Here is a 20,798-nt window from a genome sequence, read left to right on the forward strand (position 1 = left end):
CCCAAGGCGTAAAATAAAGCAGAGGTGTTACGCGTGCAGCAAACAGTTTTAATCGTGGAAGATGATCATATGATACGCAGCCTCGTCCGTCTGCATCTGGAGAAGCATCTCTATGATGTCCTGGAAGCTTCTGATGGTGAAGAGGCGCAGGATGTGTTTCTGACATACCGGCCTTGCCTGGTCATTCTGGATTTGATGCTTCCGAAACTGAGCGGCGAAGCATTTTGTGATTGGGTACGTGAACGCGGGTCTCAGGATGTATCGATTATCATGCTGACGGCTAAAGCCCGGACCGATGATAAGATTGCCGGTTTAAAGATGGGGGCTGATGATTACGTTACCAAGCCATTCGATCCGGATGAGCTGATGGCACATGTTGAGGCGGTTCTGCGGCGTACAGGTCAAATGTGTCAGAAATTGGTTTATGATGGTCTTTGCCTGAAACCGCGCCAGGGTGTGGTGCTGCTCTATGATGAAGAGCTTCATCTAACAAAACATGAATTCACGCTGCTTTATTATTTCATGCAGCATCCGGACATGGTGCTGGACCGCGAACAATTGGTTAACGAGTTGTATCCTAATGCTGACAATAGTGTGCTGGACAGGACGATTGACGCGCATATTAAAAAGCTGCGGGAAAAAGTTGAAGTAACGCCCTCGAATCCAAGGCGCATTCAGACAATCCGGGGAATGGGGTATAAATTTGTCAGTGCGTAAATGGATAGGGTCGTTGATTCCAGACAGTTTTTTGTGGCGTTTATCGTTTTTAAATTTTATTATCGTTGCCTCGGCCATTGTCCTCAGCGGTCTTGCTGTTTATAACACGGCCTGTTTTTTAGTCGATGCTATGGGGACGCTTAATGATCCGCAGCAAAGTCAGTTCAATGCAACGCTGTTTCACTATTTATTGATTTTTTTAGGTCTTACCATTGTCGGTGGAAGTCTGCTCCATTTTTACCTGACGCGGAAGATGATTAAACCGGTCAGACAGTTGATTGCTTCGGCTGAACAGCTGAAAACAGGCGTTTATCCAGATCCAGTGACAAACGCTTCTAAGGGTGAGGTGGGTGAACTTATTGATCAGTTTAACGGGCTCGTCACACAATTGCAGGCCCGGGACGTGCACAGACAGACGTTTGTGTCCGATTTGTCGCACGAGTTGCGCACACCGCTCACCAACTTAAATGGCTATCTTCAGTCACTGGAACGCGGTGATATCGCAGGCAGTCAGGAGCTGTTCGAATCCCTGCACCAGGAGTCGAAGCGTTTAACAGCAATGCTGGAGCAGCTGGAGCAGCTTAAAGAGTGGGATGATGCCGCTTCGGCCGCATATGTCACACATACGGCCATTGATATGGCTGAATTAATCAGACAAAGCACGGCTATGTTCGAATGGCGGCAGGAACAGGAAAATATCCCGCTGACGGTCAGTGCGGATTCATGTCGACTGTCCGTGCATGTGGCCGGGATGCAGCAGGTTATCAGCAATTTGCTGGAGAATGCTTTTCAGTATTATACAGGTGATGGTCCGATCACAGTGCAGGGTGTTTTACAGGAATCGGTCTACTGTGTTTCGGTCAGCGGTCCCAGCAGAGCTATTTCTGATGACGAAGCAGCCCGTCTTTTTAAACGATTTTACCGGCCTGATGATCCCAGAACCCGGGAAACGGGCGGAAGCGGTCTGGGACTTGCGATCGCAGCCGACATTATCGAAAACCATGGCGGTGAGATAGGCCTGCAATCAGAGGGTCCATCTAATTCATTCTGGTTTACGTGCCCGCTCAAATGATAACGCTATGCAAAAGTACGTTTTGCATGATGTATCAGAAAGTGCTATACTATGAAAAATTAAATGAATATAGAATATTCCTTCGGGGTCGGGTGAAATTCCCAATCGGCGGTGATGAAGTATAGCTTCCAAGTCCGCGACCCGTGCGGTTTAATACCAAGCGGTGGACCTGGTGAAAGACCGGGACCGACAGTGAAAGTCTGGATGGGAGAAGGAGTTGTGCCGTATTTTATCAGGCCAGTGGACACGTATAGGCAGCTGCCTTTTTGGTTTGCCTTGTACAGGTGTCTAGTTTGGTGTCTGAATGATGCGGTAATAATTCGATCCGCAAACCTCTGAAGTGAATTCAGAGGTTTTTTAAGTGCGGAAAGACCAATCAGTGATACTGCAGCATGCCCCGACATTCAGGCGAGGAGGTCTATTGTGAATGATGACGTTTATATGCAGTTAGCCCTTAATGTGGCCAGATCCGTGTCAGGGCAAACGAATCCCAACCCGCCAGTGGGTGCGGTTGTCGTCAAGCATGGCACTATTTTAGGTTTCGGCGCGCATCTCAAGGCAGGCAAGTCACATGCTGAGGTCCATGCACTTGCCATGGCCGGAAGTGAGGCAGAAGGCGCCACAATGTATGTCACATTGGAGCCATGCAGCCATCACGGTGCGACACCGCCATGTGCTGATCTGATGATTGAAAAAGGCATAAGCCGGGCCGTTATTGCTGTGAAAGATCCGAATGCTAAAGTGGCTGGAAGCGGGGTGGCCAAACTCGAAGCAGCTGGCATCACGGTAGATTTGGGGGTTATGGCGGCAGAAGCAAAAGCTGTTAACAAATATTTTAACCATTATATTCGGATGAAAATGCCCTTTGTCACGATAAAGGCAGCAGCCAGCCTTGACGGAAAAACAGCCGCCCATACAGGCGACAGCAAATGGGTTACAGGTGAGCCGGCAAGACGTGATGTTCATCAATATCGTCACCGTCATGATGCAATTCTGACAGGCGTAAACACGGTGATTGCGGATGATCCGAGCCTGACTACGCGTCTTCCGGATGGCGGCAGGAATCCGCTGCGGATTATTCTTGATCACAGTCTGCGCACACCGATGGATGCTCGAGTTATCAATGACGCGCAGGCTGAGACATGGATTTTCACAGAGCGGACGATCACAGATGAACAGCTTGATTCGTTTAAGGAAAAGCGCCATGTGCATATCATTCCACTCGACACACTGGATATCAGAACGGTTTTGCAATATCTAGGGGAACAAAAGGTCATGTCACTGCTTGTTGAAGGCGGTGCGGCAGTGAACGGCTCTTTTCTGGAAAGCGGACACATTAATCAGTATGTGCAATATATCGCGCCGAAACTGATTGGCGGAAAAGATGCTCCGTCAGTCATCGCAGGGGGCGGTTTTGACAGCATGGCAGAAACGCTGTCGCTGTCCATTCTCAAGGCAGACATGATCGGCGAGGATATCAAAATCATCGCGGAACCCCGAAAGGATGATACGCATGTTCACAGGCATTATTGAAGAAAAGGGAACGATTAAAGATAGACAGCTGGTTTCTGAACAAGCCATGCTGATAACGATTGAAGCATCACAGATTCTGGATGATATGCAAATGGGCGACAGCATAGCGGTTAACGGTATCTGCTTAACTGTGACGGCCTTTTCAGAAACATATTTTCAGGTAGATATCATGCCGGAAACACTGAAAACTGCATCGCTCAAGCTGTTGACAGAAGGCTCATCTGTAAATCTGGAACGCTCGATGCCGGCTAATGGGCGGTTTGGCGGTCATTTTGTTTCTGGTCATGCTGACGGATCAGGAACGATTACCCGGAAAGAGACACGAGAAAATGCAGTCAACGTCGCTGTAGACGTGCCGGATGAACTAGCTGTCTATTTGATCGAAAAGGGCTCAGTCGCTGTAGACGGCGTCAGCCTTACGGTATTCGGCATAAGCGGCAGAACCATGACGCTTTCATTGATACCGCACACGGTGTCAGCGACAGTTCTGGGCGATAAACAAAAAGGAGACCCCGTGACAATTGAATGTGACATACTGGCGAAATATATGAAAAATATGCTCAGTGAGCAACATTAACATGAAGGAAGTGAGATTGTGTTTCATACCATTCAGGAAGCAATCAGCGATTTGCAAGCAGGCAAACCGGTCATTGTAGTCGATGATGAGGACAGAGAAAATGAAGGGGATCTTGTAGCTCTGTCGGAGAAAGCAACGCCTGATATGATTAATTTTATGATTACACATGGAAGAGGGCTTGTGTGTACTTCCATTCAAGCAGATTTAGCTGCGAACATGCAATTACCGCTTATGACGTACGAGAGCAGCGATCCATTCAAAACAGCATTTACCGTCAGTATTGATCATAGCGATACCGTGACGGGTATCAGTGCTGTCGAACGCTCTAAAACGATACAGGCGCTGCTTGATTCAGACGTTCAAGCGTCAGCTTTTAAACGGCCGGGTCATGTTTTTCCGCTCATTGCTAATGATGGGGGTGTTCTGACGCGTGAAGGGCATACAGAGGCCAGTGTCGAGTTGGCTAAACTAAGCGGTGCCTTTCCTTCAGGCGTCATTTGTGAAATTATTAAAGACGACGGCACTATGGCAAGGGTGCCGGATTTATATAAAATGGCTGATAAATTTCATTTGAAACTTATCTCGATAGCCGACCTGGTGTCTTACCGCAAACAACAGGAAAGTCATGTTATCAGAGAGCCGGAGGCCACATTGCCGACCGAATTTGGCTTATTTAAAATATATGGCTATACGAATGATCATGATCATAAAGAACATATTGCGCTTGTGAAAGGTGACATTAATCGGGCAGAGCCGGTGCTTGTTCGGGTGCATTCCGAGTGTCTGACGGGCGATGTATTTGGCTCACTCCGCTGTGATTGCGGACCGCAGCTGCAAAAAGCATTGCGTGACATTAGCGAAGCAGGAGCCGGTATTGTTGTGTATATGCGTCAGGAAGGGCGCGGAATTGGTCTCATTAATAAACTCCGGGCTTATCAGCTGCAGGATCGCGGGCTGGATACAGTAGAGGCCAATGAACATCTGGGATTTGCACCAGATGAGCGCGACTATAGGATCAGTGCGCAGATTTTGAAGGATCTGGGGGCTGAAAAGGTAAATCTTATGACCAATAATCCTGAAAAAGTAGAAGCACTCGAGTCGCATGGTATCCAAATTAACACGCGTATTCCGATTGAGACAGGTTTAACGGCAGAAAATGAACACTACATGCACACAAAAGTACAGAAAATGGGACATCTTATCAGTTCTTCGCAGCACTCATAATTTACACAAGGGAGATGAGCAATTTGGGGAAAACGTTCAGAGGTAGTCTTGTCGGCTCAAATTTGAGAATTGGCATTGTGGTGGCAAGGTTTAATGATTTTATTACGAATAAGCTGCTGGAAGGCGCGGTTAATACGCTGAAACAGCATGGTGTTAAAGAAGACAACATCGATATTGCTTGGGTTCCGGGCGCATTCGAGATACCCGTGGCAGCACAAAAAATGGCCATGAAGGTCGATTATGATGCTGTCGTGACACTTGGAGCGGTTATTCGCGGATCAACGCCGCATTTCGATTATGTCTGTCGTGAAGCCGCTGGAGGTATAGCCAATGCGGGCCAGCATTCAGAGAAGCCGGTCATATTTGGCGTTCTGACGACCGATACGACCCAACAGGCAATTGAACGGGCCGGAACAAAATCTGGCAATAAAGGATCCGAAGCAGCTGCCGCGGCAATTGAAACAGCCAATGTTATTAAGGAACTTAGCAGCTGAGTCAGTACGGCCTGGTGCTGCCGGGCGGAGGTTTCGTTGAATGTTCCTGGTGGTAAAGTGGCTGTCAATAAGATAAAATAGATGTGATAAATGATTTCAGGGGGCAATCGCTATCAAACCTATTAAAGTTTTAGCTTATCAGGCTTTCGCGTTAGGCATTATTTGGATCGGGATGGCTTTCTTTTTTCAGGATATGGACCAGACCGGCAAATTAGTGTTCTATGTGGCCACGTCCTGGCTGTTATTTTTGCTTGTGACGCTGATCAGCCAGCTGATTAAAAGACGCAAAAATCATGACAATGAGTCAACAATAGAAAGGGATTAATATGCTGACGGTTGAGAATTTATATAAAACGTATGGTGCTAAAACATTGCTGAACAGCATCTCCTGCATCATCAAGCCGAACGACCGGATCGGGCTGATTGGTGTTAATGGGACTGGTAAATCAACATTTTTGCAGGTGCTGGCGGGCATTGATACGGCCGAACAGGGAAACATCCAGCATGCCAAGGACTACCGCATTGAATACTTGGCCCAGGATCCTGAACTGGAATCGGACTTGACGGTGATTGAGCAAATTTATTACGGGGATGCTGCGATCATGCAGGTTATGCGCGAGTATGAACAAGTTTTGCTTGACTTGCAGAATGATCCGGAGAATGAAAAAGTTCAGGAGCGGCTGCTCAATAAACAGCAGCAGATGGATGACTATGATGCGTGGGAAGCCAACGCAACGGCCAAGACGGTGCTCACGAAATTGGGCATTACGGCTTATCATAAGCACGTATCAGAGCTTTCCGGCGGGCAGAAAAAACGGGTGGCAATCGCCAAGGCCCTAATCCAGCCTGCTGATCTGCTGCTGCTTGATGAGCCGACCAACCATCTGGATAATGAGACAGTCGAATGGCTCGAGCATTATTTGGCATCCTATGAAGGCGCCCTGCTGCTCGTGACACACGACCGCTACTTCCTGAACCGGGTAACGAATCAGATATTTGAGCTGGATGAAGGCCAGCTGTATACCTATGAAGGCAATTATGAACTGTTCCTTGAGAAAAAAGCGGAGCGGGAGGCCCTGGAACGCAGCTATGAAGAAAAACATCAGAATATCCTGAAGAAAGAACTCGCCTGGCTGCAGCGGGCACCACAAGCAAGAGGAACGAAGCAAAAAGCCCGTGTGGAACGTGTCGAGGAAATGAAAAAGCAGACCTTTCATACGACGAAAGACCAGGTATCCTTTGAAGCGGGTTCGACCCGGCTGGGTAAAAAGGTGATTGAACTGGAAGGCATCAGCAAAGCTTATGAAAACAAGCCGCTGATTAACGCCTTTGATTATCTGGTTGTTCCTGGTGACCGTCTCGGGATTGTTGGACCCAATGGCTCAGGCAAGACGACCCTCTTGAATATTATAGCCGGACGCATCACCCCCGATGAAGGCACGATTGACATTGGACCAACTGTCAAAATTGGCTATTACACGCAGGATGGGGAAGAACTTGACGGGAGCAAACGGCTGATCGACTATATCCGGGAAACAGCCGAAATCATTCACACTAAAAAAGGTGAAGAGATTACAGCGGAGCAAATGCTCGAACGCTTTCTGTTCCCGCGTCCGCAGCAATGGGATTATATCCGGAAATTATCCGGCGGCGAAAAGCGCCGACTGTATTTATTGAAGGTGCTCATGGCTGAACCCAATGTGTTGTTATTGGATGAGCCGACCAACGATCTGGATACAGAAACACTAGGTGTTCTGGAGGATTATTTAGAACAATTTCCGGGAGTTGTGATCACCATATCGCACGACAGGTATTTCCTTGATCGTGTCGTTGACCACATGCTGATTTTCAAAATGGAAGAGCCAATTGAGCATTTTTACGGCAATTATCATGACTTGCTGGAGCGGGCGAAACAGGAGACGCCTGAACCAGCCGCGAAAGCAGCCCGGAAACCGCAGCAGCCGGCGACTGCGCAGAAAAAGAAGATGTCGTATCAGGAAAAGCAGGAATGGCAGACAATTGAAGATGACATAACGGAGCTGGAGGCTGCACTTGAATCGATTGAGCAGCAAATAGCCAGCGCTGGGAGCGATGCTGAAAAAGTCCAGAATCTTTATCAGGAGCAGCAGGAAAGAGAGGCTGAATTGGAAGCCAAAATGCAGCGCTGGGAAGACTTGTCGCTTTTGGCTGAGGAGCAGGGCAGCTAGCTGCTGTCTTGCAAGTGCCGTCTCTAAATAAATTTGTGTTTTGTATGATTTTATGTTTAATATATGTGGTATGATGGAAAATAATAAACATAGAATTGCTAAAATCAAGGAGGCATCCGAATGAAGCTATTTCAGGTGAGAAAAGGGCAGTTTGTTTTTTATAAAAATGAACTTCATAAAGTTTATTCCGTCAAGCCAATGTTTAAACATTCTATTCACCTCTATCGTTTCAAGGATATGCAACAGGAAATCACAAGCGCGAGTAATATTGAACCATGCCGGCCGAAACATAATGATACATTCATTTTTTACGGCAGACGCTATACCATTGATAAAAATAAACGGCCAGACCCAGGTGAGCTTATTTTAATTGTGAAGCCAGCGCCTGATTTTCTGGATTATTATTCACTTAACGAAATTGAAAAGGTTGAAAGTGTGGAAAATGGGAACGTTGTCACGACACGCGATAATGGTGTCAAACATAGTGAGTACGTTGTCATGGTGCCTGGAAAAGCCGAGGATGCTGAGGATATTGCTTACTATGATAAGTCCCTCGTATCAGATGAACAGCTCGGGGATGACGAAACAGCAGGCCTGACAGCTGAGCAGGATCACTTCGACCGGCCGGTTGTCGGTGATATGTATTTAGATATCGATCGTAATGTGAAAGCCATGATCGTGGCGATGTCTGATGATGAGGTCTATTTTGGCCATGATGTGAAAGTCCATGTAAAGGATCTTTTAAATGAAGATAAATTCCGCTTGATTTACCGGTTTGAAGAAGGTTTTTAACAAACGAAGCTGGGACAAAACAAGGTTATCACATTCAGAGGACGCATGACGCTTAAAATCGGCGGAGTAAAAGCGGAGAATCCTGCGGGAACAGCCGCCCGAAAAAAGCGACGTTTATTTCCGAAGCGGTTTGTTCACGCAAGCGTTCATTCTGATTGTTCATTTTTGTCTCAGCTTCGCTTTATGTGTATAGCTGTTTAGCAGCCTTATCATTCCGGCAGTTTGCTGGCGGCTTTGTAGCCGATCACATTGACCGGGTCTTTCGGTGAGGAATAAGGCGGTGCATAACCAAGTTCCAAGTCAGGCAGCTCATGGACAGGCAGGTTTGCTTTCAGAGCTGTTGCAAGCACGGCCAATCGTTTATCAACACCTTCTTTTCCGACAGCTTGAGCTCCGTATAACCGGCCGTCTTTAGCATCGAACAGCAGTTTAAGGCGGACTTTTTCTGCTCCAGGATAATAGGCAGCGTGTGCCCGTGATTCGTGGGTGACTTCCTGATAGTTTATGCCGAGGTCATCAAGTGCGGCTTTATTCAGCCCAGTGGTACCGACACTTAAATCAAAGACTTTGAAAATGGCGGTTCCTTGAATGCCTTTGTAAGGCTCACGTCTGCCATTTATATGACTGGCTGCAATCGCCGCCTGGCGGTGTGCTGGTCCGGCCAGGGCAACATGACGCGGCTTCCCGGTTACGACGTCCGGTGTCTCCACGGCATCACCCAGCGCATATATATCAGGGTCATTTGTTTGCATATAGCTATTGACGTGTATGCCGCCGGTCTCGCCGGTAGTTAGACCACTGGCCTCAGCCAGTTCCGTGTTCGGTTTGATGCCGACCGCTAGAATCGTCATGTCTGCCTGGATAGGCTTGCCGCTCTCTAAGTTTAACGTGGTGCCATCGTCAGAGAATGATGCCAGGCCTTCATTCAGCAGCAGCCGAACACCTTTTTCCTGGATGTGGTCTTCAATATCGGATGCCATATCACTTTCAACCAGCTTCATCACGTGCCTGGAATGATTAATGAGTGTGCAGTCGAGACCAAGTGCCTGAATATTTTCCACCATTTCCATTCCGACAAAACCAGCGCCGACAATAGCACAGCTCTGTGGCTTGTATGTGTCAACGTAGTCTTTGATCGCATCCATATCGGAAATGGTATGGAGTGTGAATACGCGTTCCTCATTCATGCCTGCAAAATCAGGTTTGACAGCTGACGCGCCGGGTGTGAGGACAAGTTTGTCATAAGCCGTCTGCTGTGTGCCTGATGCATCCCGATAGGTCAATAGCTTGTTCGTCCGGTCAATCGCCGTGACTTCTGTCTGCGTATAAACATGGCTATTGTATTTTTGTGCAATTTTGTCAGGACTGACGAGCAGATGATCCCGCTCTTCGACAACATCCCCTATGTAATAGGGCATACCGCATGTGGAGAAGGCAATATGCTCGCCCTTATCAAACAGGGTGATTTCTGCTTCACTGTCATCATGGCGCAGTTGGGCAGCCACATTGGCGCCGCCGGCAACACCGCCCACAATCATGATTTTTCGTGCCATACAAACGACCTCCTTTTTCTGTAAAGTTCCCTTTTATTAAAAATTTAAACCTTTTCAAGCGTGTGAGAGATCTGAGGCGGTTTTTTTAGTTTTCCCTGCCAAAAAGTGGCGTCTGCCTGCTTGAAAAGAAGCGCTTTTTACGTGATAATTCTGGCAGGAGGAATGGACAATGCGTTCGTATTTACATAAGCATTTTAAAATATGGCTATCCGTTGCCGGTGCGCTTATTCTAATACTGGCGGGTTCAGGCATGGTATGGGCAGCATTCAATTCATTATCATCGTCTGAGACAGAGACGCAAAAGGCTGCAAATTCGGAGATGGCGGACCCGGACAAGAAGGCAGAGGACGCCTTACCGGAAGCGAAGAATAGAACTGATCCGAAAAATACGGAAACAGCAGCTGAGAAAACGAAGGAAAATCAAAAGCAAGCGGAAAAGAACGAATCGTCACCAGATGACAAGGTGGGAGGTCGTTCCGCCAGTTCAGATAAAAAAGAGGCAGAACTCTCTGATCAGGACGCCCAAGCGCCGGCAGAAGAGAAGTCGGCAGAACCTGAGGAGAATCAACTAACATCCGAAGAGGGTCCTGGAACGGTGTCATCATCGAGAGAAACCGGCGATACGCCATCCGGACCAACAGAACCGACGGAACCGTCTATGTCATCGGAGGCTGAAGGCAGCAGTCAGCATGACCGAAACGCTGACGAAGAGGATGACTTTCTTTCCGGTGATCCTGCAGGTGAAAACGGCATTGGTGAAGGTGACATGCCTGAATTCCATGTCCCACAGCGGTGATTGTTCTGACAGCGTTAAAATGGGATTGGAACAAAACTTAAGATTTATGCCAGCTGTTCGGGGTTAACGTCATAAAAATACGTTTGTCCCAGCTTCGAAAAGGAATCAGTACATGAGGTGCTGGTTCTTTTTTTAGGTTTTCGTAATGGCTGCAGAAGTTGTTGACAATTAATCGTATGACGACAATATTAGACTTTTAAAACAATTGAAAATTTAATGCCGTGCCTTTATACTTCCTGCAGATATCTGAAATGGCATTTCACATAATGAAACGGGGAGGATAACATGGCTTTTGTCTCGGATAACGTAATGAATTTGCCGCCTTATCTATTTTCGCGATTCCAGGAACAGAAACAGTTGCTTGAAGCAGATGGTGTCGATGTGATCGATTTAGGAATTGGTGCCCCGGATCTTCCGCCGCCTGATTTTGTGATTGACCGTCTGACTGAGGAAGCGCGGAATCCGGCGAACCACGGTTATTCCGCCTATAACGGTTCCCAGGAATTTCGTGAAGCGGTTGCTCAGTTTTACGACAAGCATTACGGTGTGCAGCTTGATCCGGATACAGAAGTGCTTGCGGTGATCGGTTCTAAAGAAGGCATCGCACATGTGCTGCAGGCTGCGCTGAACCCCGGAGATGTCGCGCTCATTCCCGATCCCGGCTATCCGGTTTACAGGTCAGCTGTCCATTTGGCGGGCGGGAAGAGTGCTGCGCTGCCGCTGGACAGCACCCATCATTATCAGCCGGATTATGCTGCGATAGACTCCGACGTATTAAAACAGGCCACATTACTGCTGTTAAATTACCCCAATAATCCGACCGCTGCCGTTGCTGATTCCGACACATTTTTGAAAGCGATTTCCTTTGCTCGGGAAAATCGGCTGCTGCTTGTCCATGATGCTGCCTATGATTTGCTGACATTCGCTGATTATGAAGCACCAAGTGTGATGCAGGTTCCAGGTGCCAAAGAGCAGGCAGTGGAATTCGGCTCATTATCGAAAAGCTTCAATATGGCTGGCTGGCGGATTGGCTATGCTGTCGGCAACCCGGAAGTGATTCAAGCACTGTCAGCACTAAAAAGCAATTTGGATACCAGTCAGTTTCTCCCAGTGCAAAAGGCGGCAGCCACAGCTCTCACAAGTGATCTAAAAGCCGTGGCCAGGCATAATCAAATCTATCAAGAGCGGCTTTCAGTTGTGTATCAAGGGCTGAAAGAACTCGGTATTAGCGTTTCGAAACCGAATGGGACGATATTTGTCTGGGCAGAAGTGCCGGCTGGTTTGACGTCTATGACCTTCGCTGACAAATTATTGCAGGAGGCAGGTGTGATCGTGACACCAGGGAATGCCTTTGGTGAGCGGGGCGAGGGCTATTTCCGCCTGGCCTTAACGGTACCGGCCGCTCGTTTGCGTGAGGCTGTGGAACGTTTGCGTGAACTGGATCTGCAGGAGGTGACACGCTAAATGGGGAAAAAAGGCGTCTGTCAGACGGAACGCATGACAGCTGCACAGGCGATTGTGACATGCCTGAAACGGGAAGGGATCCGTCGTGTATACGGTGTCCCTGGTGAAAGTTATTTGCCATTATTGGATGCATTGCTCGATGAAACGTCGATTGACCTCATTTCGAATCGGCATGAAAGCGGTGCGGCCTTTATGGCTGAGGGGTATGCCAAAGCTTCCTTAACACCGGGGGTTGTCATGGCAACACGCGGTGTGGGGGCGTCCAACTTATCGATTGGTGTTCATACAGCTTATCAGGATTCCACCCCGATGGTCGTGTTTCTCGGCCAGGTGCACAGCGGATTCCGCGGACGGGAGGGCTTTCAGGAAATCGATCTGGAGCAGTACTTGCAGCCGATTGCAAAATGGACGGTGGAAGTGACGGATCCAGCACGTATGCCGGAATTGGTGCAGCGCGCATTCCGTGTGGCCCGAACAGGCCGTCCTGGTCCTGTGGTTGTGTCTCTGCCCGAGGATGTTCTCCCAGCACAAGCGGACATGACATTTGGTCCGGTTGCGGCAAATCCGCGACCAGCACCAGCTGACGCGGAGATCAGCCAGGCCGAAAATCTGCTCACGAAAGCTGCCAGACCGCTGATTATCGCTGGCGGGGGTGTGAAACAGGCGCAAGCCGAAGATAGTCTTGTGACATTTGCCGAAACGCATCATATACCGGTCATCGCTGCTTTCCGCCGCCATGACGTGTTTCCGAATGATCACCCGCTATATGCCGGCCATCTCGGGCTGGGAACCCATCCGAATATCCTGCAGACGGTCGCGGAGGCGGATACAATTCTCGCCATCGGAACACGTCTGTCCGAAGTCACGACGCAGGATTATCAGATTATCACACCGGATAAGACACTCATCCATATGGATATCAGCCATGAGCCAATCGGTCAGGTTTACCCGCCGGATCTCGGCGTTGTGACAGACGCCAGCGAAGCATTAGCTGCCCTGACGGCTATCGACGTGCCGGGTGATTGGCAAAATTGGGCAGATGAGCGCCGGCAGGCTTTTGCAGCGTCGAGCCGTCTGGACATTTCGCATAATGATCCAATCAACAAACATATAGTTAAAGTGATGGACCGTATGTTACCAGAAGAAACACTCCTGACCACGGATGCCGGCAATTTTGCAGGCTGGTTCCATAAGCATTACGTCTTTACGGAAAAACAGACATACGTCGGCCCAACATCCGGCGCGATGGGTTATGGTATGCCAGCCGCACTCGGGGCCAAGATGGCTTTGCCGGCCAAACCCGTTATCGCATTGACAGGGGATGGCGGCTTTATGATGACGATGCAGGAACTGGAAACCGCCGTTCGCTATCACATCCCGGTGATTACATTGGTGTTCAATAACCGGATGTATGGGACGATTCGCATGCATCAGGAAATGCATTATCCTGAAAAAGTGATTGGTACCGGACTGGGTGATGTGTCGTTTGCAAAAATAGCACAGAGTGTTGGGGCTGACGGCTATACGGCCGGTACGCCCGAGGAATTTGCGAAGGCACTTGAAACGGCGCTGCAGGCAAATAAGCCAGCCGTTATCGACATTGCGACGGATCAGGAACACATTTCGGTGTCATCCACGATTACAAACCTGCATGATCGTGCCAGCAACTAACTAAAACTGATCAAAACAGGAGGTATTTATATGACACAAAGTTTGCTTACATCCGAAAAACTGACCAATTTTATTGGCGGAGAATGGCTGGAGACAAGCGATACGGCGGCTGTGACGAATCCAGCCAATGGGGAAACAGTCGTCCGAGTGCCGCTCTCAGACCATACGGCCATTGACAAAGCAGCAGCTGCTGCCAAAAAGGCCCAGAAGAAGTGGGCGCTGACACCGGCCCCGCAGCGGGCGGAAGTCCTTTTCACAGCCGGTCAAATGATGAAAGACAGGAAAGAACGGCTGGCCCGTCTCTTGACATTGGAGAACGGCAAGGTGCTGGAGGAAGCACGCGGCGAAGTGCAGGAAGGCATCGATATGGCTTTTTATATGGCGGGCGAGGGACGCCGTTTGTTCGGGCATACGACCCCGGCGGAACTGCCGAATAAATTTTCCATGAGTGAGCGTTTTCCTGTAGGTGTCGTTGGGATTATTACACCGTGGAATTTTCCCATCGCGATTGCGACCTGGAAGTCTTTCCCGGCGATTGTTTCCGGTAACGCGGTCATCTGGAAACCGGCGACCGAAACGCCGATTATGGCTGCTGAACTCGCCTCAATTCTTGAAGAAGCTGGTTTGCCTAAAGGTGTTCTGAATGTCGTATATGGCAGAGGTTCCGCTGTTGGCGATGCGCTGGTGCATCACGCTGATCTTCAGGTGATTTCCTTTACCGGCTCAGGGGACACGGGGCGTCAGATTGCCAGCGAGTGTGGCAAGCAATTGAAAAAAGTATCGCTCGAAATGGGCGGCAAAAATGCCATAACGGTTATGGACGACGCTGACTTGGATCTGGCCGCGGAGAGCATTGTCTGGAGTGCATATGGCACCAGCGGGCAGCGCTGCACGGCAGCCAGCCGGGTGATTGTGCATGAAGATGTCAAAGAGAAGCTGGAGGAGCGGCTGCTGCAGGAAATCGACAAGCTGTCAATTGGTGATGGTCTTGAAGAAGCAAATCAGGTCGGCCCGATCATTAACCAGGCTGGTATGGACAAAATCACCCGCTATATGCAAATCGGCAAGGACGAGGGTGCTAAATTGCTGGCCGGCGGTTATGCGCTGGATGAAGGCAAATATGCGGAAGGCCTTTATTTCGCTCCGACACTTTTCACGGATTGCACAGCTGACATGCGTATCTCACAGGAAGAAATCTTCGGGCCGGTTGTTTCCTTGATCCCTGTAGCCAGTTTTGACGAAGCGATTAACGTTAACAATGGCGTGCCGTATGGCTTGTCCAGCTCCATTTTCACGACAGATGCCAACCGTGTTTTTCAGGCCCAGCGCGATCTCGATACAGGCATCGTCTATGTAAACGCAGGTACGACAGGTGCAGAAATTCATTTGCCATTTGGCGGTACAAAGGGAACAGGCAATGGCCATCGGGATTCCGGTGTGCAGGCTTTGGATGTATTTACAGAATGGAAAGCGGTTTATATAGATTTCAGCGGAAAGCTGCAGCGCGCGCAGATTGATACGGAGTAACGCTCTGGGATATGGCCTGGTCAGAACGAACCTGCCAGATTTAAACGAAACATACGCAGATAAGGAGTGGATGATATGAAAATTGGTGTACTCGGTTCAGGATTGATGGGAAAAGAAGCGGCGCGGGATCTTGCATCCAGTGACGAGGTGACAGCTGTTGGTCTGGCGGATATCGACCTTGAGCGAGCCCGTGAAGCGGCCGCACAGCTGAATTCACCGAAACTGACCGCTTATCAGGTTAACGCTCAGGACGAACAGGAACTGGCCAGCTATATGCGGCAGTTCGACGTTATTATCAATGCTTTATTTTACGCCTTTAATGAAACGGTTGCCAAAACAGCGATTAAAGAAGGGGTCAGCTCAGTTGACTTGGGCGGCCATATCGGACATGTCACCGATAAAGTGCTGACCTATGATGAAGAGGCCCGGGCTGCTGGTGTCACGCTCATTCCGGATTTAGGTGTTGCCCCCGGCATGATTAATATTTTATCCGGCCACGGGGCAGGCAAGCTGGATGAACCGGGCGAAATCAAATTGTATGTCGGCGGCATCCCGGTGAATCCCGAGCCGCCCCTTGAGTACAATCACGTGTTTTCCATGGAAGGGGTGTTTGATCACTATACAGATCCGGCTTTAATCGTTCGTAACGGTCTGAAGCAGGAAATTGCCTCTTTAAGTGAAGTGGAACGGGTGCATTTTGAGAAATTCGGACCGCTGGAAGCCTTCCACACATCGGGGGGCACATCAACATTATCGATTTCGTATCCGCAGCTGCAAACGCTGGAATATAAAACGATTCGCTATCCAGGTCATGCAGAAAAGTTTCAGCTGCTTGTGGATTTGAATTTGACGCGTATGGATTATTCGGTGGATATAAATGGTCAGGAAGTCAGTCCCAGGGATGTGCTGCTCGAAGTGCTTGACCCGATTGTCGAACTGGGTGAAAAGGACGATGTGGTGCTGCTGCGAGTCGAGGTCGGCGGTAAGAAGGGCAACCATCCGGAAACCCATGTGTTTGAGATGACGACGTATAAGGACCGAGAGACCCAAGTGACGGCAATGGCCCGGGCTACTGCTAATACCATTTCAGCAGTCGCGCAAATGATTGGATCAGGCGACATTAACAAACGGGGAGTTTACCCGCCTGAACAGATTGTCCCGGGCTCTGTGTATATTGACGAGATGGCCAAACGGGATGTGCATATACACGAATCTATCAGCCAGGCAAGGGCACATGCCACGATGTGAATAGCGACCAAAGGCTGCTGTGCTTCTCAGGCGGCAGCCTTTTTTAGTATAAGGCGGTCACAAGGAGTTTTGACATGAATCAGAGCGTTCTTAAAGCACTCGGTTTGCTAAATTATTTCACAGGTGATACACCGTCATTAACGCTTAAGGAAATTGCTCAGCAAGCAGGCATCCCCAAGCCGACTGCTTACCGGTTATTATCTGCTCTGGAGGCAGGTGGCTTTCTGTCCAAAGTTAAGGTAACGGAACACGACAGCACGTATCAGCTCGGCCTTAAACTATTGGAGCTCGGTCAGATTGTTACCGACCAGCTGGAAGTCCGAACGGCTGCTTTACCCTATATGCAGCAGCTGGCAGCAGAAGTGAATGAAGTTGTCCATTTGGTTATTCACAGCCAGGATGAGGCTGCTTATATTGAGAAGGTTGATAGTTTCCGGGCGTTGCAGCTGAATACGCGTATCGGTAAAAGGTCACCTTTATATTTGGGATCAGGTCCGAAAATGCTGCTTGCACACATGTCCCGCTATCAGCAGGAAGTGATTTTGGACAAGGCTTATGCGGAAGGTGAGCACAGGGTGGCCAGTTACGAGCACTTGCTGCAGGAGCTGGCTGAGATCTATGAAACAGGTTATGCCTCTAGTATTGGGGAGCAGGATGCCGATACGACAGGGATAACGTATCCGATCTGTGATTATAGTGATGATGTCATAGCGGCTTTAGCGGTAAGTGGCTTGTCCCGTTATTTTACAGGGGATAACTTAACAAAGCTGCAGCAGAAGACGCGGGAGACGGCGGAGACGATTTCCCGAAAACTCGGTTATCGCAGGCCGGATTTCTAACAGGAGGCGAATCTATTGATGAATACGGTATTTATTGCAGGCCATGCCAGATTGCCCTCAGGCATGGCTGCAAAAAGCGTTTATGAAACATTAACGATTACGGCGGAAATTGACAAACGTTATGGTGTTATTGTAATGGCCAGTTGTACGCTGGCGACCGAACACGGGCGGCAGTTTGTTCATCAGTTATTAAAAGGGCATAGTCTGCAGGACGGAATCAGCTCACCTGCCGATCTGCTGAAAACGCATTATTTGGGCAAGGCTGGCAATGCTCTCGTCTCAGCATTGCACGATCTGTACCGGCAGTATGAGCATTACAGGGAAAAGCAGGTTTAAAGAGCCCATACAAGCACGATGCAAACCACAATCAGATGTTGGCCGGATTTCCGTCCCAGGCTGGCAGCATCTTATTCAGCGGTTTATCCTGGCGGTAGCCGAGGGCATATTCCGCTTGCATAATCGTATGGATTTCACGTGTGCCTTCGTAGATCACAGGTGCTTTGGAATTGCGCCAATACCGTTCAACCGGATACGCATCCGAGTAACCGTAGGCACCGTGAACTTGTATGGCATCATCAGCCGCCCTGGCTGCGAAGTTACACGCCTGCCATTTGGCCATCGATGTTTCTTCTGTATTGCGTTTGCCGGCATTTTTCAATTCACCGGCGCGGAAAACAAGTAAACGGCTCATTTCCAGACCGGCTTTCATATTCGCAATCATTTGCTGGATGAGCTGATGATCGGCAATTGGCTTGCCAAAGGTTTCACGCTCACTGGCATAGCTGGTGCTGGCCTCCAGGCAGGCGCGAATTTGGCCGACAGCACCTGCGGCAACAGTGAACCGGCCATTATCGAGCGCTGACATGGCAATTTTAAATCCTTCACCCTCGTCACCGAGCAGATTGGCTTTTGGAACCTTGACCTGATCGAGAAAAATTTCGCCGGTATTGCCGGAGCGAATACCTAATTTGCCTTCGGTTGCTTTGGAGGCAAATCCATCCCGGCTGCGTTCAACGATAAAGGCGGACATCCCTTTATGGAGTTTGGCTTTGTCGGTATAAGCGATTACCAAAAAATGATCGGCCGTATCACAGAGGGAGATCCAGGACTTGGAGCCATTCAGAATGTAATAATCGCCTTCTTTCGTTGCTGTCGTCTGGATAGCGGTAACATCGGAACCAGCACCGGGTTCTGTGAGGCCGTATGCCCCGATTTTGTCACCTTTTGCCTGGGGGACGAGATAGGCCATCTTTTGCTGTTCAGTCCCCCATTGCAGGAGTGTCATGCTGTTCAGGCCAGTGTGCACCGAGACAGCCGTCCGAAATGCTGTATCGCCCCGTTCCAGTTCTTCACAGACGATCGCCAGGGAATTATAGTCCATGCCGCTCCCGCCGTATTGTTCAGGGATGCAGACACCCATCAGACCGAGACTGGCAAGCCGCTGCATCATAGCCGGATCGAATTGTCCCTGCCGGTCCCATTCAGCCATATGTGGGAGGATCTCATTATCGACAAAATTTCTGACGGTACGCTGCAGCATTTCCTGTTCTTCGGAAACGTTAAAATCCATATGTTCATCTCCTCAGTCAAAAGTGATCGTTAAATTGTCATGATGGCTGTCCGATTTTAGACAGTCAAAGGTCATTCCGGAAACCCTGATCGTTTTAAAATCTCAGATGTGTGCTCACCCGCATCGGGCGGGTGATACCTGATCTGGACCGGTGTCCGTGATAGTTTCAGCGGACTGCCAACCATCCGGATATCGCCGGCTGTTGGATGATGTTCTGTTACAAACATTTCCCGCGCATTCAGCTGCGGGTCACTGGCCACCTCGTCCACCGTTTGAATGGGGCCGCACGGGATATTATTTGCCTCACATGCCTCCTGCCAGTAAGCGGTTGAGCGCGTTTGGAATATTGCCTGCAGCAGCGGGATTAGCGCAGCACGGTTGCTGACACGATCCGGATTGGTCTGGAAACGGGCGTCTGCCGCGTATTCAGGCTTGTTCATAAGGGTGCACAGACGTTCGAATTGCTGATCATTGCCAACCGCAATGACCATTTGCCCATCCATCGTGGCAAATGTCTGGTAGGGCACAATATTAGCGTGCTGATTGCCCAATGCCTCTGGGATTTTTCCAGCCATTAAATAATTGCTGCCGATATTCACAAGCGCGCTCACAGCGGTATCATACAGCGAAAGATCGAGTTTTTGACCTTTGCCTGAATTCATGCGTTCAATAAGCGCTCCCTCGATCCCGATGCATGCATATAAACCGGTTAAAATATCCGTTATAGCGACACCAACTTTCTGAGGTCCGGATTCCTGATCACCAGTAATGCTCATCAAGCCGCTCATTGCCTGGATAATAAAGTCATAGCCGGCCCTATTCTGATAGGGTCCTGTTTCCCCAAAACCTGTAATCGAACAGGCAATGATACCCGGATTGATGGCAGCCAGGGTTTCATAGTCGAGACCGAGACGCTGCATCGTGCCCGTTTTAAAATTATTAACGATAACATCACTGTCTCTGACAAGGTCCAGAATCGCTTGCTGCCCTTCATCTGATTTCAGATCAAGGGTGATGCTCTTTTTGTTGCGATTGGCAGAGAGATAGTAAGCACTGACGCCATTTTGAAAGGGCGGTCCCCATTTGCGTGTTTCATCACTGCCTCCCGGTGCTTCGACTTTAGTCACCTCAGCACCCAGATCACCGAGAATCATGGTGCAGTAAGGCCCAGCAAGCACACGTGACAGGTCGAGAATTTTGATGCCTTCAAGTGCTCCAGCCACTTCATCACGCCTTTCCAGCATAAAAATAAGCCACTTCAAAACAAGGACAGTCAGGTGTCCATTCGTTTGAACTGGCTTGTATCTGCTGTTTCAGAACTGGCATTGAACGGAAAACAGATTTGGCAGTTATGCTTGATTTTAAGGTTGTATCCGACTCATGTACCATGCGTTACCAGCGTGGCTCGCTTCTGCATGATTAACATTAGTATATCGTATTCAGAAAAATTTGTAAAGTACCTGCTGGAAGTTAGAGCAATCAGGCCGCTCCGGAAATAGACGATGCTTCCCGCG

The 20,798-nt window shown here is 49.2% G+C and carries 19 protein-coding genes and 1 riboswitch; of the genes, 16 read left to right on the top strand and 3 right to left on the bottom strand.

Annotation, left to right across the window (positions count from 1 at the left end):
* The first annotated feature begins 33 nt into the window (after positions 1-33).
* From ACFQU8_RS01780 to ACFQU8_RS01820, 9 genes are all read left to right on the top strand, one after another.
* Positions 34-717, top strand: a complete 684-nt coding sequence (locus ACFQU8_RS01780) for a response regulator transcription factor (protein WP_382357447.1) — start codon at positions 34-36, stop codon at positions 715-717.
* Positions 710-1,789, top strand: a complete 1,080-nt coding sequence (locus ACFQU8_RS01785) for a sensor histidine kinase (RefSeq protein ID WP_382357448.1) — start codon at positions 710-712, stop codon at positions 1,787-1,789. The genes ACFQU8_RS01780 and ACFQU8_RS01785 overlap by 8 nt, the downstream gene beginning before the upstream one ends.
* 74 nt (positions 1,790-1,863) lie before the next feature.
* A riboswitch (FMN riboswitch) is annotated at positions 1,864-2,009 on the top strand.
* Positions 2,010-2,212: 203 nt separating this feature from the next.
* Entirely contained in the window at positions 2,213-3,322 is a 1,110-nt protein-coding gene (ribD, locus tag ACFQU8_RS01790) for a bifunctional diaminohydroxyphosphoribosylaminopyrimidine deaminase/5-amino-6-(5-phosphoribosylamino)uracil reductase RibD (protein ID WP_382357449.1), read from the top strand.
* Positions 3,303-3,899, top strand: a complete 597-nt coding sequence (gene ribE, locus ACFQU8_RS01795) for a riboflavin synthase (RefSeq protein WP_382357450.1) — start codon at positions 3,303-3,305, stop codon at positions 3,897-3,899. Before ribD ends, ribE begins: the two co-directional genes overlap by 20 nt.
* 18 nt (positions 3,900-3,917) lie before the next feature.
* Positions 3,918-5,123 carry a bifunctional 3,4-dihydroxy-2-butanone-4-phosphate synthase/GTP cyclohydrolase II gene (locus ACFQU8_RS01800; RefSeq protein ID WP_382357451.1) on the top strand — a complete coding sequence of 402 codons (1,206 nt, stop codon included), beginning with the start codon at positions 3,918-3,920 and terminating at the stop codon, positions 5,121-5,123.
* 23 nt (positions 5,124-5,146) lie between these two features.
* Positions 5,147-5,617 carry a 6,7-dimethyl-8-ribityllumazine synthase gene (gene ribH, locus ACFQU8_RS01805; protein ID WP_382357452.1) on the top strand — a complete coding sequence of 157 codons (471 nt, stop codon included), beginning with the start codon at positions 5,147-5,149 and terminating at the stop codon, positions 5,615-5,617.
* Between the two features lie 172 nt (positions 5,618-5,789).
* Positions 5,790-5,942, top strand: coding sequence for a hypothetical protein (locus ACFQU8_RS01810; RefSeq protein ID WP_382357453.1), 153 nt, complete (start codon positions 5,790-5,792; stop codon positions 5,940-5,942).
* 1 nt (position 5,943) lies between these two features.
* Entirely contained in the window at positions 5,944-7,824 is a 1,881-nt protein-coding gene (locus ACFQU8_RS01815; RefSeq protein ID WP_382357454.1) for an ABC-F family ATP-binding cassette domain-containing protein, read from the top strand.
* A 120-nt stretch (positions 7,825-7,944) separates the two neighbouring features.
* A complete protein-coding gene (locus tag ACFQU8_RS01820) occupies positions 7,945-8,616 on the top strand; it encodes a hypothetical protein (RefSeq protein ID WP_382357455.1) in 672 nt (223 codons plus the stop codon).
* Between the two features lie 209 nt (positions 8,617-8,825).
* Here ACFQU8_RS01820 and ACFQU8_RS01825 read toward each other — a convergent pair whose 3' ends face one another.
* The gene (locus tag ACFQU8_RS01825) at positions 8,826-10,169 is read right to left on the bottom strand and encodes an FAD-dependent oxidoreductase (RefSeq protein ID WP_382357456.1); all 1,344 of its coding nucleotides are present in this window, start codon (positions 10,167-10,169) and stop codon (positions 8,826-8,828) included.
* Positions 10,170-10,338: 169 nt separating this feature from the next.
* Here ACFQU8_RS01825 and ACFQU8_RS01830 point away from each other — a divergent pair, with 169 nt between their 5' ends.
* The 7 genes from ACFQU8_RS01830 (at position 10,339) to ACFQU8_RS01860 (ending at position 18,050) form a co-directional block, all read left to right on the top strand.
* Complete coding sequence (locus ACFQU8_RS01830; RefSeq protein WP_382357457.1) at positions 10,339-10,965, top strand: hypothetical protein; 627 nt, start codon at positions 10,339-10,341, stop codon at positions 10,963-10,965.
* Positions 10,966-11,250: 285 nt separating this feature from the next.
* Positions 11,251-12,429, top strand: a complete 1,179-nt coding sequence (locus ACFQU8_RS01835) for an LL-diaminopimelate aminotransferase (RefSeq protein WP_382357458.1) — start codon at positions 11,251-11,253, stop codon at positions 12,427-12,429.
* Positions 12,430-14,100 carry a thiamine pyrophosphate-dependent enzyme gene (locus ACFQU8_RS01840; protein ID WP_382357459.1) on the top strand — a complete coding sequence of 557 codons (1,671 nt, stop codon included), beginning with the start codon at positions 12,430-12,432 and terminating at the stop codon, positions 14,098-14,100.
* 30 nt (positions 14,101-14,130) lie between these two features.
* Positions 14,131-15,627, top strand: a complete 1,497-nt coding sequence (locus ACFQU8_RS01845) for an aldehyde dehydrogenase family protein (protein WP_382357460.1) — start codon at positions 14,131-14,133, stop codon at positions 15,625-15,627.
* A gap of 75 nt (positions 15,628-15,702) precedes the next feature.
* Entirely contained in the window at positions 15,703-16,875 is a 1,173-nt protein-coding gene (locus tag ACFQU8_RS01850; protein WP_382357461.1) for a saccharopine dehydrogenase family protein, read from the top strand.
* A gap of 74 nt (positions 16,876-16,949) precedes the next feature.
* A complete protein-coding gene (locus tag ACFQU8_RS01855) occupies positions 16,950-17,714 on the top strand; it encodes an IclR family transcriptional regulator (RefSeq protein WP_382357462.1) in 765 nt (254 codons plus the stop codon).
* Positions 17,715-17,732: 18 nt separating this feature from the next.
* Entirely contained in the window at positions 17,733-18,050 is a 318-nt protein-coding gene (locus ACFQU8_RS01860; protein WP_382357499.1) for a DUF3870 domain-containing protein, read from the top strand.
* A gap of 31 nt (positions 18,051-18,081) precedes the next feature.
* Here ACFQU8_RS01860 and ACFQU8_RS01865 read toward each other — a convergent pair whose 3' ends face one another.
* Together ACFQU8_RS01865 and ACFQU8_RS01870 are read right to left on the bottom strand one after the other, a co-directional pair.
* Complete coding sequence (locus ACFQU8_RS01865; RefSeq protein ID WP_382357463.1) at positions 18,082-19,284, bottom strand: acyl-CoA dehydrogenase family protein; 1,203 nt, start codon at positions 19,282-19,284, stop codon at positions 18,082-18,084.
* A 71-nt stretch (positions 19,285-19,355) separates the two neighbouring features.
* Entirely contained in the window at positions 19,356-20,507 is a 1,152-nt protein-coding gene (locus ACFQU8_RS01870) for a CaiB/BaiF CoA transferase family protein (protein WP_382357500.1), read from the bottom strand.
* Between the last annotated feature and the right edge of the window lie 291 nt (positions 20,508-20,798).

The sequence above is a fragment of the Lentibacillus kimchii genome, assembly GCF_042666895.1.
In the GTDB taxonomy this organism is placed as follows: domain Bacteria; phylum Bacillota; class Bacilli; order Bacillales; family Amphibacillaceae; genus Lentibacillus; species Lentibacillus kimchii.